Consider the following 15,900-nt stretch of genomic DNA (forward strand, 5'->3'; position numbering starts at 1 on the left):
ACCATGGCCCGCAAGCCGACCAAGCAAGCCAAGAAGGCTTTCGCCCTCCGGCTCGATCCGGCGCTCCACGCGGCGCTGGAGCGGGCCGCAGCGGCCGAATTGCGCTCGGTCAACGCCCAGATCGAAATGCTGCTGAGGGAAGCGCTGGCGAAACGCGGGATCGACGTGCCCAAGCCCGAGCCGCCTCAGCGCGGCCGCCCGCCCAAGGGTTCGTAATGGGACGGTGGTCGGCAAGGGCCTTCGCAGGTCGGGCAGGACGGGTTACTCCGGAGGCATGAAGCACGCGACCATCCTGACCGCCGCCGTCCTGCTGTCTTCGGCGGCTGCCGCTGCGCAATCCTCCGGCCCGTTCACCGTGGCCGAGACGGGCAATTCGCATTCCAACCTCCAGGCCGCGGTCTACGAGGCCGAAGCGCTGCCGACGGGCACGATCCTGATCGCGCCGGGCGTTCACCGCAACTGCGCGGTGCAGCAGCGCGGCTCGGTCACCTTCCGCGCCGCGCAGCCGGGCGAAGCGCGCTTTTCCGGCATCGCCTGCGAAGGCAAGGCGGCGCTGGTGCTGCGCGGACAGTCCTCGCGCATCGAGGGTCTCGTCTTCTCGAACATTCGCGTCGGCGACGGCAACGGTGCGGGGATCCGGCTCGAGACGGGAGACCTGTTCGTCTCGCAGAGCTGGTTCCGCGACAGCCAGCAGGGCATCCTCACCGCCAACGACGCGAACGGCGATATCGTGATCGACAAGTCGACCTTCTCCCGGCTCGGCACCTGCGAGAATTCGGCCGGTTGCGCGCATTCGATCTATATCGGCGATTATGGCAGCCTGACCGTCACGCGCTCCAGGTTCGAGGAGGGGCGCGGCGGGCACTACGTCAAATCGCGCGCCGCGCGGATCGACCTGCGCGACAGCTCGTTCGACGATGCCAGGGGACAAGCCACCAACTACATGGTCGATTTGCCCGCCGGAGCCGTGGGTCGCATCGCGAACAACTGGTTCGTGCAGGGGTCGAACAAGGAAAACTGGTCGGCCTTCATCGCAGTCGCGGCCGAGGGCGGTTCGAATGCGAGCGAGGGTCTCGTGATCGAGAACAACACCGCGCGCTTCGTGCCCGGCCTCGCGCGCAACACCCATTTCGTTGCCAGCTGGACCGGCGAGCGCTTCACCATCCGCAACAACGACCTCGCGCGCGGAATCGTGCGCTTCGACCAGCGCTGATCAACCCGGCGCGCCGAACGCCCTGGCGTAACGGACGCGGCCCTTAGGCGGCGATCCGTCGAGGACCATGCGCTGGAAATACTCCGCCGGCGGACCGGGATAGGTCAGCGCGGGATCGTGCTCGAACCCGAACCGCCCGTAGAAATCCGGATCGCCGAGCAGCACCACGCCGTTCCCGCCGCGCAGTCGCAGGTCTGCGATCGCGCGCTTGATCAGCTGGCTGCCGATCCCCTCGCGCTGGCACTCGGGCAGCACCGAAACCGGTCCGAGACCGTACCAGTCGCCATACTCCCTTCGTGCACCACCCTCGATCGTCACCGGAGAGATCGCGACATGGCCGACGATCCGTTCGCCGTCTTCGGCCACCAGCGACAGCGTCAGGTCGCCATCGGCGCGCAAATTGTCGACGAGATCGGCCTCGTTGCCATCGGCGAAAGGCATGCCGAGGAAGGCGGCCTCGGTCAGCGCATGGATTGCCGATTGGTCCGAGCCCCGTTCGGGGCGGATGGTGATGGCGGTCATGGCAGCAAGTGTCCCGATCGGTCGCGCTTGGTGGCAAGATAGCGCGCATTCTGCGGGTTGGCGCCCGGGGCATGCGGTACGCGCTCGCTCACGGACAAGCCCTGCGCCTCGAGTGCGGCGACCTTGCGCGGATTGTTGGTCAGCAGCCGCAAGTCAGCGATATCGAGCAGTGCGAGCATGCGCGCGGCGGTGTGAAAATCGCGTGCCTCGTCGGGCAGGCCGAGTCGCTGGTTGGCATCGACCGTGTCGTGGCCCTGGTCCTGCAGGCGATAGGCACGCAGCTTGTTGACGAGCCCGATGCCGCGCCCTTCCTGGCGCAGGTAGAGCAGCACGCCCCAGCCGCCGCTATCGGCTTCATGGGCCATCTGCGCGAGCGCGCCGTCCAATTGCGGCCCGCAATCGCATTTGAGTGAGCCGAGTACGTCGCCGGTCAGACATTCGGAATGCAGCCGGACGAGCGGCGGTCGGTCCGCCCGTCGTTCTCCGATGACGAGCGCGACATGCTCGCGCAGGTCGTCGGTGCTGCGGAAGGCCACGATCTCGGCATCGAGGGCGGCGGCGACTGGCAGGCGGGCGCGGGTGACGATCCTCAGGCCGTGGCCCGATTGCAGGGTTGCCAAATCGCCCGTTTCGATCGACTGCGCCTCGCCTGGATTGTCCGGATCGACCATGAAGGCGGGCAGGATCCCGGCGATGCGCGCCAGTTCGAGGGCTGCCTGCGCCTCGGCCTGCCAATCTAGCCGATCGGCGCGGAACGGACCCTTGAGCGGATGGGCGAGATCGAGCGCCGGATCGGCGGCCGCACGGGCATCGGCCAGCGTGAAGGGCTCGGCCCCGTGGAGCAGCACCGGCGCATCGGGTGTCGCCGCCTCGCGCTGGTTGGCGAGCTTGAGCGTCACCGCGCGCGCCGAGGAGATCAGCAATCGTCCGGCGCGCGCCTCGCTCGCAATGGCGGTTTCGGCAGGAAGCAGTGTCGGGCCGCCCACAAAGCGTATCGGCCAGCCATGGCGCAGCGCATCGACCGCCTGCGCGGCCCGACGGGCCGGAGAAGGCCCAGGCGTCGGCTCCTCGCTCAGAGCTCGAATTCCGTGATCAGCGGCACGTGGTCGGAGGGTTTCTCCCAGTCACGTGCATATTCGTGCACCGAATGGCCGGTCGCCTGCCGTGCCAGTTCGGGCGAGGCCCACATATGGTCGAGCCGCCGTCCGCGATCGTTCGCCTTCCAGTCCTTCGAACGATAGCTCCACCACGAATAATAGCGTTCGGGATCGGGGATGTGCTGGCGCCCTATATCGTTCCACCCATGCGCATCCATGAAGCGCTGCAGCGTCTCGACCTCGATCGGGGTGTGGCTGACGACCTTGAGCAGCTGCTTGTGGCTCCACACGTCGCTTTCGAGCGGGGCGATGTTGAAATCCCCGACGATCAGCGTCGGCCGGTCGACCTTGTCGGCCCAGCGGGTCATACGCTCGAAGAAATCGAGCTTCTGGCCGAATTTCACGTTCTGCTCGCGATCGGGGACGTCGCCGCCGGCGGGCACGTAGACGTTCTCGACCACCATGCCCTGATGCACGGGATCAGTCAGCTCGATGCCGATGTGGCGCGCTTCGCCATTGTCCTGCCAGTCATGCTTCGAGAAATCGCGGAACGGCACTTTCCCGACCGTCGCGACGCCGTGATAACCCTTCTGCCCGTGGATGGCGAAGTGCTCGTAACCGAGTGCCTGGAACGCCTCGTAGGGGAACTGGTGCTCCTGGCACTTGATCTCCTGCAGGCACAGCACGTCGGGCGCCTGCTCCTTCAGGAAGCGCTCGACGATGGGCATACGCAGGCGGACGGAATTGATGTTCCAGGTGGCGATCGAAAGCATGCATGGGGTGATAGGTGCGGCGCTGACCGCTCACAACCACCAGACACAAAAAACCCCCGTCCCGGGGGCATTGGGACGAGGGTTCCATGTTGCGTTGGTCACGCAAAACCGGCCCGACTTGAGGGTGACAGGGCAACAGGGGGGAAACCCGTCTCCCATCGAGCCGATCTGCGTTCAATCTACCTTACGGACGTTGCTGCCAACTGAACAATTCGAACGTAACTGCACGTATTCGTCGCAGGGAATGAACGGTTGCCGGCCATTCCGTTTCGTCTCAGCGACGAGACGATTATTTGCGCGGATCGCGATAGCGGAACGTGTTGTTCGACACGCTCATTCCGTAGCGATGACCGGAGAGTCGCACGGTGGTGCGGGTGTTCTGCGCATCGAGCGCGACCCAGCCGGCCAGTTCGAGCCCGCCCGGTGCGCCCGAATCGCGGCGGAAGATCAGCGTGATGACCCCGAACTCGGGCTTCTTCGGATCGCGCACCTCGACACTCACGACATTGGGATCGCCGGTCGGCAGCAGCTTGCCGTAGCGCTTCACGTCGCGATTCGGATCGAGCAGCGCACCCAGCGGCGAATTGCCGATCGGGTAGCGCTGGACCTGCGCGACCTCGTAATCGACGAAGGTCAGCGCCTTGCCGTCGGAGACGACGAGCAGCGGCACGCCCTTTTCGTACTGGAAGCGGATCTTGCCCGGGCGCTTCAGTGTCAGCTTGCCCGAAAAGGACTGACCGTTGCGATCGGTCTGGGTGAAATTCGCGGTCATCGTGCCGATACCGCGCAATGCCTTCACGACCTGGTCGATATCGCCGGCCTGTGCCTGGGCACTGGCGGCGGGCATGGGAACGGTCGCGGCGAGCGGCAGGGCCGCCGCGCCGAGAGCGAGGGCAAACATAGGTTTGCGGAAAGTACGGTTCATCATGGCACTCTTGTTAGGTGATGCGCCTTGAACCGATAGTGAACTGCCGTGTTCCCGGCAGTTCAGCAAGATCACTTGATCTTGGCTTCCTTGAACTCGACGTGCTTCTTCGCAATCGGGTCGTACTTGCGGAAAGTGAACTTTTCCGTGTGATTGCGCGGGTTCTTCTTCGTGACGTAGAAGAAGCCGGTATCGGCGGTCGAAACGAGCCGGATCTTGACGGTTGCGGGCTTGGCCATGGCCTTGGTTCCTACGGTGAGATGGGTCGGACCGGCTGGCGGGCCCGCTCAAACAATGCGAGCGGCACGTCGCCGTACCGCCCGTTACGGGCGCGACAATTAGCCTCCGGGCGCGAAAAGTCAAGCACGATCGCGCCCGCTGGATTCGACCCGATAGGGGGCGAGCGGTGCCAGGATACCATAGGTCTCGCGGGCCGGCGGTGAGTCGAGCGGCGGGAAATCGAGCGGCGCTGGATCGATTCGGGTATCGGGCAGCCGATCGAGCAGGTCGCGCACCAGTGTGAGCCGCCCGAGCTTCTGGTCGTTGAAATCGACCAACGTCCACGGGGCATGCGGCGTGTGGCTTGCCTCAAGCATCGCTTCGCGCGCTGCGGTGTATGCGTCGTAGAGGTCGCGCGCGGCGAGATCGATCGGCGAAAGCTTCCAGCGCTTGAGTGGATCGTCGAGCCGCTCGCGCAAGCGCTCCTCCTGCTTGTCCTGATCGGTCGCGAGCCAGTATTTGAACAGCATGATGCCATCATCGACGAGCATCTTCTCGAACGCCGGGACCTGATCGAGGAAGGCTGCCACCTCGGCCTCGTCGGCAAAACCCATGACGCGCTCTACGCCCGCGCGATTGTACCAACTGCGGTCGAGCAGCACGATCTCGCCCGCCGTTGGCAGGTGCTCGACATAGCGCTGGAAATACCACTGGCCCGATTCGCGCTCCGACGGCTTCGACAGCGCGACGGTTCGGCAGGCTCGCGGGTTGAGCGTCTCCGATACCGCACGGATCGCGCCCCCCTTGCCCGCGGTGTCGCGACCCTCGAAAACCACCACCACCCGCGCGCCCTTGGCCTGCACCCAGCGCGCCATCGCCACCAGTTCCTCGCGCATCGGCGCCATCGCGGCATCGTAGACCTTGCGTTTCATTTTCGGCTCCCAATCCCTAGATAGGCAATGAGCGACCACCCCCGCGGCAGAGTCGCAACGGTAGAGGAAGAACTGGATATGGCCACACTCGCGAAAGAGGAAACCGACTTTACGACGCTGCCGGATATGCCGGCGGACGTCTTCACCGCGCCGTTGAAGCGGCCCGAACACGTCGGCGAGGACTGGCTCGAGCCCAAGCAGACCGAATACGATTCGGAAGACGATGCGATCTGGGACGACCTGTTCAAGCGCCAGATGGAGATCCTGCCCGGGCGCGCTGCGACCGCGTTCCTCGAAGGCACCGAGAAGCTCGATCTCGGTCGCGGCGGGGTGCCCGATTTCGGGCAGTTGTCAGAGGAACTCGGCGCAATGACCGGCTGGAGCGTGGTGCCCGTGCCGATGCTGATCCCCGATCACGTGTTCTTCTGGCACCTCGCCAATCGCCGCTTCCCGGCGGGCAACTTCATCCGCACCCGCGAGACCTTCGACTACATCCAGGAGCCCGACGTCTTCCACGACGTGTTCGGCCACGTGCCGATGCTCACCGATCCGGTGTTCGCCGATTACATGCAGGAATACGGCCGCGCCGGCTGGAGGGCTATGGAATACAACCGCCTGAAGGCGCTCGGTGCACTCTACTGGTACACGGTCGAATTCGGGCTGATCCAGGAAGATGTCGGCCTGCGCGCCTATGGTGCGGGGATCCTGTCGGGCCCGACCGAAGCGGTCTATGCGGTCGAGGCCGAAAGCCCGAACCGAATCATGCTCAACGTCGACCGGGTGATGCGGACCGATTACGTCATCAGCGACCTGCAACCGACCTATTTCGTGATCGACAGCTTCGAGGACCTCTACCACCAGACGGTCGAGCGCGATTTCGAGAAGCTCTATCGCAATCTCGGCCCCGGTTTCACCTATGCCAACACGGCCGTGATCGACATCGACAACGTCGTGAACCGCGGGACGCTCGAATACACGCTGCGCGGCGGTCGCGGGAGCGGCGCCAAGCCGGTCTGACCCAGATCGCCGACGCGCACGAAAAAGCGGCGCCGGATCGCTCCGGCGCCGCTTTTTCCTTTGCCGTATGGCGCGTCCGATTACTCGGGGGTCGCGTCCATGTCGTCGGCCGCATCTTCCATGGCGTCGGCTTCGGCTTCGACCTGGTCTTCGGCCGCATCGGCCTGTTCGTCGGTCATCATGCCGGCATCTTCGGCAGCATCGATTTCAGCGTCGGCCTGGTCTTCCATGGCTTCGGCTTCGGCTTCCATTTCGTTTTCGGCGGCGCTGTCGCAAGCGGCGAGGCTCAGGCCCATCGCGGCAACCGAGGCAACCATCGCGGATTTCATCGTGAATTTCATGGCATCTTCCCCTTTGTTTGTTTGGGATCGCCCGGATAGCAGGAAGCTTCGGGCAAGGTAAGATATTTAACCAATTGTTTCGTGCATGGACGGAACTGCCCAATCGCACGGGGCTTGGCGACGCCCAATTATGAAAGGGCCGGCGCGGGGCGAACCCGGCCGGCCTCTCACTCTGCAGCGATGCTGCGATCGAGGCGTTACATGCTCTCGTCGATGGCTTCCTCGGCAGCTTCTTCCTGCTGGTCGACATCTTCCTTCATCTCGTCGGCGGTTTCGCCGCTGATCTCGCCGGTGTCTTCCATCATGTCGATCTGCTCGTCTGCAGCAGCTTCTTCGGCCTCGACGACGTCTTCGGCTTCGTTTTCGGCGGCGCTGTCGCAAGCGGCGAGGCTCAGGCCCATCGCGGCAGTGGTGGCGAGCATGGCGGTTTTCATCGTGAATTTCATGGTATCTTCCCCTTGTTTTTGGCGAATAGCCCCGGACGCGATCCGTCTGGGGCGAGGTGTGGTCTCGATTAAAGGATCAATCGTAAGCTTCGCGCCTGATGGCGGCATGACCGCCGACCAGCACGATCGCTCCGATAAAGGCGGCGAGCAGCGCCCAAGCTCCGACCCCCGAAAGGATCGAGGTGCCTTCGACCAAAAGGCTCGCCAACAAGGCACCGCCCATGCCGAGACCTATGTTGAGCCCGATCGCGCGGCGGTCTTCCTGGCGGAGGACCACACTACCAAGCCAACCCAGCGTTGCACCGAGGAGGAGGATGACGATCAAACCAAACATATGTTCTCTTGGACGGGTTCCTGTTGCATTCCAATGCCGAAACAGGGCTTTGCCGACATGGTTCCGAAAAATTCGGCAGGACGTTTACAAAACGTCCATGAAAATCAGGATCGCCAGGCTGCCGATCGCGATGCGATACCAACCGAAGGGCGAAAATCCTGCGCGGCTGACGTAGGCGACGAAGGCGCGGATCACGGCCAGCGCGACCACGAAGGCGGCGACGAATCCCAGCGCGATCTCGGTCCAGCCGATCGTGGCTTCGCCAGCGAGCAGCGCGGGGTCGTCGAAGATCTTGACCGTCGCCGCGCCGAGCATGGTCGGAACGGCGAGGAAAAACGAGAATTCGGCGGCCGTCTTGCGTCCGACGCCCATCGCCAGTGCGCCCAGGATCGTGGCGCCCGAGCGGCTCGTGCCGGGAATCATTGCGAGGCACTGGACGAGACCGATCATCAGCGCGGTGCGCATCGGCAATGCGGCGACGCCCTTGTCTTCGCCCGGCGTGATCGTGCGTTCGAGCACGAGGATCGCGATCCCGCCTACCACCAGCGCGACCGCGACCACCATCGGCGATTCGAGCATGGCGTCGATCGTATCCTTCGCCAGCAGCCCGATCACCGCGGCGGGGAGGAAGCCGAGCAGGATGTTGCGGGTGAACATCACCGCCTCGCGTTCGCGCCGCAGCAGGCCGGTGCCCATGTCCCAGAACAGTGACCAGTAGGACACGACCACCGCGAGGATCGCGCCGAGCTGGATCACGATGTTGAACTGGCGCCACTGCGCGGCGTCGTATCCGAACAATTCCTGCGCCAGGATCAAATGCCCGGTCGAGGAGACGGGAAGGAACTCGGTCAGTCCTTCGAGGATGCCGAGCAGGATTGCGGTGAGCCAGTTGTCCATCGGCATGCGCGCTCGCCGCGAGCGCCGGGCAAGTCAAGTACAGAAAAAAGAGCCTCCGCGAAACCGGGTTTCGCGGAGGCCTAGTCTGGGGACTTCGGATTACCAGATCCGCACGCGCTCTTCGGGGGGCAGGTAGAGATCGTCCTCCGGGGTCACGTTGAAGGCGGCATACCACTCGTCCATGTTCCGCACGACACCGTTGGTCCGGTATTCCTCGGGGCTGTGGGTGTCGGTGCGCAGGCGATTGCGATAATTGTCCTCGCGCTGCTGCGAGCGCCACACCTGCGCCCAGGCGAGGAAGAATCGCTGGTCGCCGGTCAGCCCGTCGATCACCGGCAGTTCCTTGCCCTCGGTGGCGATCTTGAAGGCTCGGTAGGCGAGGCTCAGCCCGCCGAGGTCGCCGATGTTCTCGCCCAGCGTGAGCTGGCCGTTGACGCAGGTTTCGCCGTCGTCGAGTGGACAGAACTGGTTGTACTGCTCGACCACCGCGTTGCCGAGCTTGTCGAACGCGGCGCGATCGTCGTCGGTCCACCAGTTCTCGAGCGCTCCGGTGGCGGAGAAGCGCGAGCCCTGATCGTCGAAACCGTGGCCGATCTCGTGGCCGATCACACCGCCGATCGCGCCGTAATTGACCGCGATGTCGTTGCTCGCGGCGAAGAACGGCTGCTGAAGGATGCCCGCCGGGAACACGATTTCGTTCTTCAGCGGGTTGTAATAGGCGTTCACGGTCTGCGGCAGCATGCCCCATTCGGTGCGATCGATCGGCTGGCCCAGCTTTTCGAGATTGTCGCGCGTGGCCCAGTGCGCCGCCGCCATGCGGTTGGCGATCGGATCGCCGGTCTCGATGTTCAGGCCTTCATAGGTGTCGAGATTGTCGCGATAGCCGATCTTGGGGTCGAAGCTGGCGAGCTTGGCCATGGCCTGCTTCTTGGTCTCTTCCCCCATCCAGTCGATCTCGTCGATCGACTGCGCCATGGCCTTGCGCAGATTGCCGACCAGTTCGTCCATTGCGGCCTTGCTGGTGGGCGGGAAATAGCGCTCGGCATAGGACTTGCCGAGCAATTCGCCGAGGAGGCCTTCGGTTTCGCCGATGGCGCGCTTCCAGCGTTCGCGCTGCTCGGGTGTGCCGCGCAGGGTCTGCCCGTAGAAGGCGAAGTTCGCCTGGTCGAAGCGGGTCGGCAGGATCGCGGCGTTGTTCGACAGGAATTCCTTGATCGTCCAAGCTTTGAGCGTGTCGAGCGGGGTGCCCTGCAGCAGGCCGAGCATGCCGGTGAACCCGCTGCCAAGCTTTGCCATGACCTCGGGGGTCAGGCCCAGCGCCTCGGCCTTTTCCTGGCTCGGGCGGAGATTGGTGACGATCAAACGATCGGTCTCGCCGAAGCCGGCCGCCTCGATCATGGTGGAGATCGGGAAATCGCCAGCCAGCTCGCGCAGCTCGGCCGGGGTGAACGGGTTGTAGATCAGCCGCACGTCCCGCGCCGCGGCGCGGTCGGAGGACACGTCTCGCGCGATGGTTTCCTCCATTTCGTAAACCGCCGCTGCGGTCGCCGTCGGGTTCTCGTAACCGGCTTCGGCGAACAGGAAGGTCAGGTACTCCTTGTACTTTTCCTGAATCCCGACACCCTTCTCGCTTTCGTCGAGGTAGTAGTCGCGATCGGGCAGGCCGAGCCCGCCGGTCCCGATATAGACCGAGTAGCGATCGGGCTCCATCGCATCGACCTCGACCCCGCCGCCGAGGGGGGAGGGATAGCCCGGCGTCGACCACAGCGTCAGCAGGCCCTCGAGCGTATCGGGGGCCATAATGCGGTCGAGATAGGTCTGTGCGTTCGTCAGGCCGGCGGCGTCGATGGCGTCGGTGTCGAAATAGGAGTTATAGGCATCGACCAGCCGCTTCTCGTCGGCGGTAAGCGCGGACGCATCCTTGGCGGAGAGCTCGTCCATCAGCGTCTTGACGTCGGACACCGACTTCTCGCCCAGCAGGGTGAAGGCGCCGAAGCGGCTGTACTGCGCGGGCAGCGGGTTCGCCTCGAGCCATTTCTGGTTGGCATAGCCGAAGAAATCATCGCCCGGATCGATCGAGCGGTCGATCGCCGCGGGATCGAAGCCCCAGGTGCCGAAGCTCATCGTGGGCGTCTTGGCGCCCATGTCGTCATTGTGGTCGTCGACCAGCGTGTCGACCGCCAGCGCCTCGGGCGTGGTTACATCGCCGGCCAGTGCCGGGGTGGCGAGCGCCAGCGCCAGTGCGCCGCAGCTCAGCTTGAGGGTATGCTTAATCATGAAGTGCTCCCGTGAAGTCCCGCCGCGGACGCGGCTCGGCTGGGAGGATAGCACGCCCTGTCGAAGCGCGAGCGCTTATTTGACGATGGCGTTCTGCGGTTCGTCGAATTGCAGGGCGGCAAGCCGCGCATAGAGCCCGCCATTGTCGGACAGTTCGGCGTGGGTGCCCTGCTCGACGATCCGGCCCTCCTCCATCACCACGATCCGGTCGGCCGCGCGCACGGTGGCGAGGCGGTGCGCGATGACGAGCGTGGTGCGGTTCTGCATCAGAGCTTCGAGTGCCTGCTGAACCGCGCGTTCGCTTTCGGCATCAAGTGCGCTGGTGGCTTCGTCGAGCAGCAGGATCGGCGCATCGCGGAGCAGCGCGCGCGCGATTGCGATGCGCTGGCGCTGACCGCCGGAAAGCCGCGCGCCGCCTTCGCCGAGAAAGGTGTCGAGGCCCTGCGGCAAATCCTGCAGGAAGCCGTCGGCATGCGCGGCGCGCGCGGCGTCCCAGATCGCCTCGTCATCGGCGTCCCATGCGCCGTAGCGGATATTGTCGCGCGCGCTGGCGGCGAACAGGATGCCTTCCTGCGGGACGAAGGCGAAGCGCTCACGCACCTCCTGCGGATCGGCCTTGGTCAGCGGCACGCCGTCCAATTTGATGGTGCCCTCGTGCGGATCGTAGAACCGTTCGGCGAGCTGGAAGATGGTCGATTTGCCCGCGCCCGAGGGGCCGACCAGCGCGACCGTCTCGCCCGGCGACACGGTGAGCGTGAAATCGCGCAAGGCGGCTACTTCGGGACGGGTGGGGTAGCGGAAGGTGACGTTTTCGAAAGCAATCGCTCCGCGCGGCGGGGTCGGCAGGTCGATCGGGCGCGCGGGGGTGGCGATCCCCGGCTCTTCGCGGAGCAACTCGTTGAGCCGACTGGCGGCACCCGCGCCGCGCAGCAGGTCGCCATAGACCTCGGTCAGCGCGGCGAATGCGCCGGCAACCAAGCCGCCCGTGATCACGAAAGCAAAGATCGTCCCGCCCGAAACCGCACCGGTCGAGACGCCCACCGCGCCGCGCCACATCAGCACGGTGATCGAGCCGAAGATGAAGAAGATGATCAAGGAGGTCATGATCGCGCGCAGCAGGATGCGGCGCTTGGCGGTATCGAACACGCGCTCTACCGCGGCGGCAAAGCGGCCCTGCTCGCGCTCCTGCTGGCCGAAGGCCTGTACCACCTTCATCGAACCGAGCACTTCGGACACCATCGAGCCGATGTCGGCCACTCGGTCCTGGCTGGTGCGCGAGACGCTGCGCACGCGCCGCGCGAAGATCACGATAGGCAACACTACCAGCGGGATCGCGATCACCAGCCCGATCGTGAGGCTGGGTGCGAGCCAATAGAGATAGATCGTCCCCCCGATCGCCATCAGCACGTTGCGGAGCGCGACCGACACGGTGGTGCCGACCACCTGTTCGATCAGCGTGGTATCGGCGGTCATCCGCGATGAGATCTCGCGCGGGCTGTTTTCCTCGAAGAAGCCGGGAGAGAGGCGCAGGAGATTGTCCTGCACCGCCTTGCGGATGTCCGCGACCACGCGCTCGCCCAGCCAACTAACGAAGTAGAACCGCGTCGCCGTGCCGAGCGCCAGCACCACCACGATCCCGCCGAGATAGCGGAACCAGCGGGCGATCTCGTCCGGATCGCCGCCATTGGTGAAGCCTTCGTCGATCACCAGCTTGAACCCGGCCGGGATCGCCAGCATCGCCGCCGCCGTCGTCACCAGCGCGAGGAAGGCGACCACCACCCGCCCCGGATAATTCAGCGCCGCGCGCCAGATCATCAGTAGCGGGCCGAGACTTTTCGCCTTGGGAGGTTCGCTAGGCGTGATTTCGGGGGAACGGGACATCGCGACCTCACCTAGTCATTCGCTGCGCCTGCGAAAAGGCGGAAGCCCCCTTTTTCGCAACCTATCGTGCTCTGCTGCATTGCAACACGGAACGAAACGCGCCACCTAGGTCCGCAAGGGACCGCCTGCCGCATATTCCTGCGGGGCGTGGAAGGGACGAAATTTTGCTTTATTCCGCTTACGAAATGCAGCGCGCCTGGCTCAACGGCGCGAGCGCCTGGGCCTCGGCCGCCGCCGAACTGCTCAACAATCCGGGCCTGCCCTACGGCTATACCGGGCTCGTACCGGCCACCGCGAGCGCGCTCGACGTGTTCGCGCACGCCGCGGCCCATTATTGCAAGCCGCGTTTCGATATCGAGACGATCGCGATCGATGGCGAGGAATATCCGGCGACCGAGGCCGTAGTGCTGCACAAGCCGTTCGGCGACCTGCTGCGCTTCAGCCATGACGGCCTGCCCGAAGACGCGCCGCGCCTGCTGCTCGTCGCGCCGATGAGCGGGCATTACGCCACGCTGCTGCGCGGCACGGTTAGACGGATGATGCAGAAATGCGTCGTCTACGTCACCGACTGGGCCGATGCGCGTGAAGTGCCGGTCGAGGAAGGCCGCTTCGATCTCGACGATTACATCGACTACCTCCACGAATTCCTCGAGGAGATCGGCGAAGGGGCGCACATGTTGGCGGTATGCCAGCCTTCGGTCCCCGCTTTCGCCGCGACCGCGATCATGGGGGCCGAAAAGCACCCCTGCCGACCGAAAACGCTGACCATGATGGGCGGCCCGATCGATACCCGTCGGTCGCCGACCGGGGTCAACGACCTCGCAATGCAGCGCCCGATCGAATGGTTCCGCAACACCGTGATCGCCACCGTGCCCATGCGCTATGCCGGGGCGGGCCGCCGGGTCTATCCGGGCTTCCTCCAGCTCGCCGGCTTCATGAGCATGAATCTCGGCCAGCACATCATGAGCCATTACGAGATGTTCAAGCATCTCACCGTCGGCGACCAGGAAAGCGCCGACCGGACCAAGGATTTCTACGACGAATATCGCTCGGTCTGCGACATGACCGCCGAGTTCTACCTCCAGACGGTCGAGGAGGTGTTCCAGAAGCACTCGCTGCCCAAAGGCGAATTCGTCCATCGCGGCGCAAAAATCGACCTCGGCGCGATCACCGACACCGCGATCCTAGCGATCGAAGGCGAACGCGACGACATCTCGGGCCTTGGCCAGACCAAGGCCGCGCTCGACCTGACTCCGGGACTGAAGGCCTCTCAGAAGAAATACCTGATGGCCGAGAAGGTCGGCCATTACGGTATCTTCAACGGCTCGCGCTGGCGCGACGAGATCGCTCCGGCAGTGGAAGACTGGATCGTGTCGCACGGCAGCTGAGGCCGCCTGCTATCCGGCCACCCGCCGCAGCTGCAAGAGCGCGAATTGCGCGCCGTGGAACAGGAGCCGGTAGAGCAGGTAGAACGCCATGCCCATCAGGGTGGGCAGCATCACCGCATCGAAGCGCAATTGCCCGGTCCAGAAAACCCGGTCCCACAGCGGGCCGGTCACGATCAGGTGGCTGGCGACCGCCAGCCCGAACGCCACGGTGTCGGCGGCGATCGTCGGCAGCTTCAGCCGCCGCAGCACCAAGGCCGCGGCATAGGCGATCGCTAGCAGGCTCAGCGTCGAGGCCATGGTGAAGCCGAGCCATTGCGGCCACGCCGCCGCGAACGGCGCACCGTCGCGACGGACATGATCGTAAAAGTCGAGCGCGCTGACGATCAACAACAGCGCGCCCAACCATTTCCAGTGGAGGCGATCGGCCTCGCTCAATCTCGCCTCAGAAGACCTCGAACAGGCCGGCCGCGCCCATGCCGCCACCGACGCACATCGTCACGACGACGAACTTCGATCCGCGGCGCTGGCCTTCGCGCAGCGCGTGGCCGACGCAGCGTGCACCGGTCATGCCGTAGGGGTGGCCGATCGAGATCGAGCCCCCGTTGACGTTGAGCTTGTCGTTGTCGATGCCGAGCTTGTCGCGGCAATAGAGCACCTGCACCGCGAAGGCCTCGTTCAATTCCCACAGATCGATATCGTCGATCTTCTTGTCGAAGCGCTCGAGCAGCTTGGGGATCGCGAAGATCGGGCCAATGCCCATCTCGTCGGGCTCGGTGCCCGCGACCGCCATGCCGACATAACGGCCGAGCGGCTGGAGCCCGCGCTTCTCGGCTTCCTTGGCTTCCATCACGACCACCGCGGCCGAGCCGTCCGACAGCTGGCTGGCATTGCCGGCGGTGATCGTGGTGTCGGGGCCGAGCACCGGCTGGAGCGAGGCGAGGCCTTCGAGCGTGGTCGAGGGGCGGTTGCCCTCGTCCTTGGCGATGGTGACGTCCTGGTCCGAGACTTCGCCGGTTTCCTTGTCCTTCACCTTGTGGGTGGTCGAGACCGAGACGATCTCGTCGTCGAAAATGCCGTTTTCCTGTGCCGCGGCGGTGCGCTGCTGCGATTGCAGCGCGTATTCGTCCTGCGCCTCGCGGCTGATGCCGTAGCGTTTGGCGACCGTCTCGGCCGTCTGCAGCATCGGCATGTAGATCGCGCCGTGCATGCCCATCAGTTCGGGGTCGGGCATGACCCGCATTTCGGGGGTCTGGACGAGGCTGATCGATTCCTGCCCGCCGGCAGCCACGATGTTCATCCGGTCCATCACCACCTGCTTGGCGGCGGTCGCGATGCTCATCAGGCCGCTCGAGCACTGGCGGTCGAGCGTCATGCCCGAAACACCGATCGGGCAGCCTGCGCGCAGCGCGACCTGGCGACCCAGATTGCCGGCCTGCGCACCCTGCTGGAGCGCGGCACCCCACAGCACGTCGTCGACCTCGCCCGGATCGATCCCGGCGCGTTCGATCGCGGGCTTGAGGGCATAGGCACCGAGCGTCGCGCCCGGGGTCGAATTGAAGGCACCCTTGTAGGCCTTGCCCATGCCGGTGCGGGCGGTGGAAACGATGACTGCGTCGCGCATGATTTTCTTCCTTCGTC

Annotated in this window: 18 protein-coding genes; 4 read left to right on the forward strand and 14 right to left on the reverse strand. The window is 64.9% G+C overall.

From position 1 onward, the window contains the following. Positions 1–3: 3 nt before the first annotated feature. Positions 4–216: a type II toxin-antitoxin system antitoxin gene (locus T8S45_RS12560; protein WP_322293970.1), complete on the forward strand. Its 213-nt coding sequence runs from the start codon at positions 4–6 to the stop codon at positions 214–216. A gap of 58 nt (positions 217–274) precedes the next feature. After that, complete coding sequence (locus tag T8S45_RS12565) at positions 275–1,213, forward strand: right-handed parallel beta-helix repeat-containing protein (RefSeq protein WP_322293971.1); 939 nt, start codon at positions 275–277, stop codon at positions 1,211–1,213. On the opposite strand, the gene T8S45_RS12570 is transcribed toward T8S45_RS12565, so the two are convergent. The 6 genes from T8S45_RS12570 to ppk2 form a co-directional block, all read right to left on the reverse strand. After that, positions 1,214–1,735 (reverse strand): GNAT family N-acetyltransferase, encoded by a 522-nt coding sequence (locus T8S45_RS12570; protein WP_322293972.1) that lies wholly within the window; start codon positions 1,733–1,735, stop codon positions 1,214–1,216. Next, entirely contained in the window at positions 1,732–2,721 is a 990-nt protein-coding gene (gene ribA, locus T8S45_RS12575; protein ID WP_322293973.1) for a GTP cyclohydrolase II, read from the reverse strand. The genes T8S45_RS12570 and ribA overlap by 4 nt, the downstream gene beginning before the upstream one ends. An 86-nt stretch (positions 2,722–2,807) precedes the next feature. Further along, on the reverse strand, positions 2,808–3,605 hold the full coding sequence (gene xth, locus T8S45_RS12580; RefSeq protein WP_322293974.1) for an exodeoxyribonuclease III: 798 nt from the start codon (positions 3,603–3,605) through the stop codon (positions 2,808–2,810). A gap of 289 nt (positions 3,606–3,894) precedes the next feature. Continuing rightward, positions 3,895–4,506 (reverse strand): LolA family protein, encoded by a 612-nt coding sequence (locus tag T8S45_RS12585; RefSeq protein ID WP_188640797.1) that lies wholly within the window; start codon positions 4,504–4,506, stop codon positions 3,895–3,897. A gap of 95 nt (positions 4,507–4,601) precedes the next feature. Further along, on the reverse strand, positions 4,602–4,769 hold the full coding sequence (gene rpmG / locus T8S45_RS12590; RefSeq protein WP_160617284.1) for a 50S ribosomal protein L33: 168 nt from the start codon (positions 4,767–4,769) through the stop codon (positions 4,602–4,604). Between the two features lie 120 nt (positions 4,770–4,889). Further along, the gene (gene ppk2, locus T8S45_RS12595) at positions 4,890–5,681 is read right to left on the reverse strand and encodes a polyphosphate kinase 2 (RefSeq protein ID WP_322293975.1); all 792 of its coding nucleotides are present in this window, start codon (positions 5,679–5,681) and stop codon (positions 4,890–4,892) included. Between the two features lie 78 nt (positions 5,682–5,759). Between ppk2 and phhA the strand changes: the two genes are divergently transcribed. Next, the gene (phhA, locus tag T8S45_RS12600) at positions 5,760–6,698 is read left to right on the forward strand and encodes a phenylalanine 4-monooxygenase (RefSeq protein ID WP_188640799.1); all 939 of its coding nucleotides are present in this window, start codon (positions 5,760–5,762) and stop codon (positions 6,696–6,698) included. 80 nt (positions 6,699–6,778) lie between these two features. On the opposite strand, the gene T8S45_RS12605 is transcribed toward phhA, so the two are convergent. The 6 genes from T8S45_RS12605 to T8S45_RS12630 form a co-directional block, all read right to left on the reverse strand. Next, positions 6,779–7,039 (reverse strand): hypothetical protein, encoded by a 261-nt coding sequence (locus tag T8S45_RS12605; protein WP_188640800.1) that lies wholly within the window; start codon positions 7,037–7,039, stop codon positions 6,779–6,781. A gap of 197 nt (positions 7,040–7,236) precedes the next feature. Beyond that, the gene (locus tag T8S45_RS12610) at positions 7,237–7,485 is read right to left on the reverse strand and encodes a hypothetical protein (protein WP_188640801.1); all 249 of its coding nucleotides are present in this window, start codon (positions 7,483–7,485) and stop codon (positions 7,237–7,239) included. A 76-nt stretch (positions 7,486–7,561) separates the two neighbouring features. Next, on the reverse strand, positions 7,562–7,819 hold the full coding sequence (locus T8S45_RS12615; RefSeq protein ID WP_322293976.1) for a GlsB/YeaQ/YmgE family stress response membrane protein: 258 nt from the start codon (positions 7,817–7,819) through the stop codon (positions 7,562–7,564). Between the two features lie 84 nt (positions 7,820–7,903). Further along, positions 7,904–8,716: an undecaprenyl-diphosphate phosphatase gene (locus T8S45_RS12620; RefSeq protein WP_322293977.1), complete on the reverse strand. Its 813-nt coding sequence runs from the start codon at positions 8,714–8,716 to the stop codon at positions 7,904–7,906. Between the two features lie 99 nt (positions 8,717–8,815). After that, positions 8,816–10,993: a M13 family metallopeptidase gene (locus T8S45_RS12625; RefSeq protein WP_322293978.1), complete on the reverse strand. Its 2,178-nt coding sequence runs from the start codon at positions 10,991–10,993 to the stop codon at positions 8,816–8,818. Between the two features lie 75 nt (positions 10,994–11,068). Next, entirely contained in the window at positions 11,069–12,874 is a 1,806-nt protein-coding gene (locus T8S45_RS12630; RefSeq protein ID WP_322293979.1) for an ABC transporter transmembrane domain-containing protein, read from the reverse strand. 164 nt (positions 12,875–13,038) lie between these two features. On the opposite strand from T8S45_RS12630, the gene T8S45_RS12635 reads away from it, so the two are divergent. Continuing rightward, positions 13,039–14,262: a polyhydroxyalkanoate depolymerase gene (locus tag T8S45_RS12635; protein WP_322293980.1), complete on the forward strand. Its 1,224-nt coding sequence runs from the start codon at positions 13,039–13,041 to the stop codon at positions 14,260–14,262. Between the two features lie 9 nt (positions 14,263–14,271). Here T8S45_RS12635 and T8S45_RS12640 read toward each other — a convergent pair whose 3' ends face one another. Then, complete coding sequence (locus T8S45_RS12640) at positions 14,272–14,697, reverse strand: hypothetical protein (RefSeq protein ID WP_322293981.1); 426 nt, start codon at positions 14,695–14,697, stop codon at positions 14,272–14,274. Between the two features lie 7 nt (positions 14,698–14,704). Further along, positions 14,705–15,883, reverse strand: coding sequence for an acetyl-CoA C-acyltransferase (locus tag T8S45_RS12645; RefSeq protein WP_322293982.1), 1,179 nt, complete (start codon positions 15,881–15,883; stop codon positions 14,705–14,707). Between the last annotated feature and the right edge of the window lie 17 nt (positions 15,884–15,900).

Source organism: Pseudoblastomonas marina (assembly GCF_034374265.1).
Lineage (GTDB): Bacteria > Pseudomonadota > Alphaproteobacteria > Sphingomonadales > Sphingomonadaceae > Alteriqipengyuania_A > Alteriqipengyuania_A marina.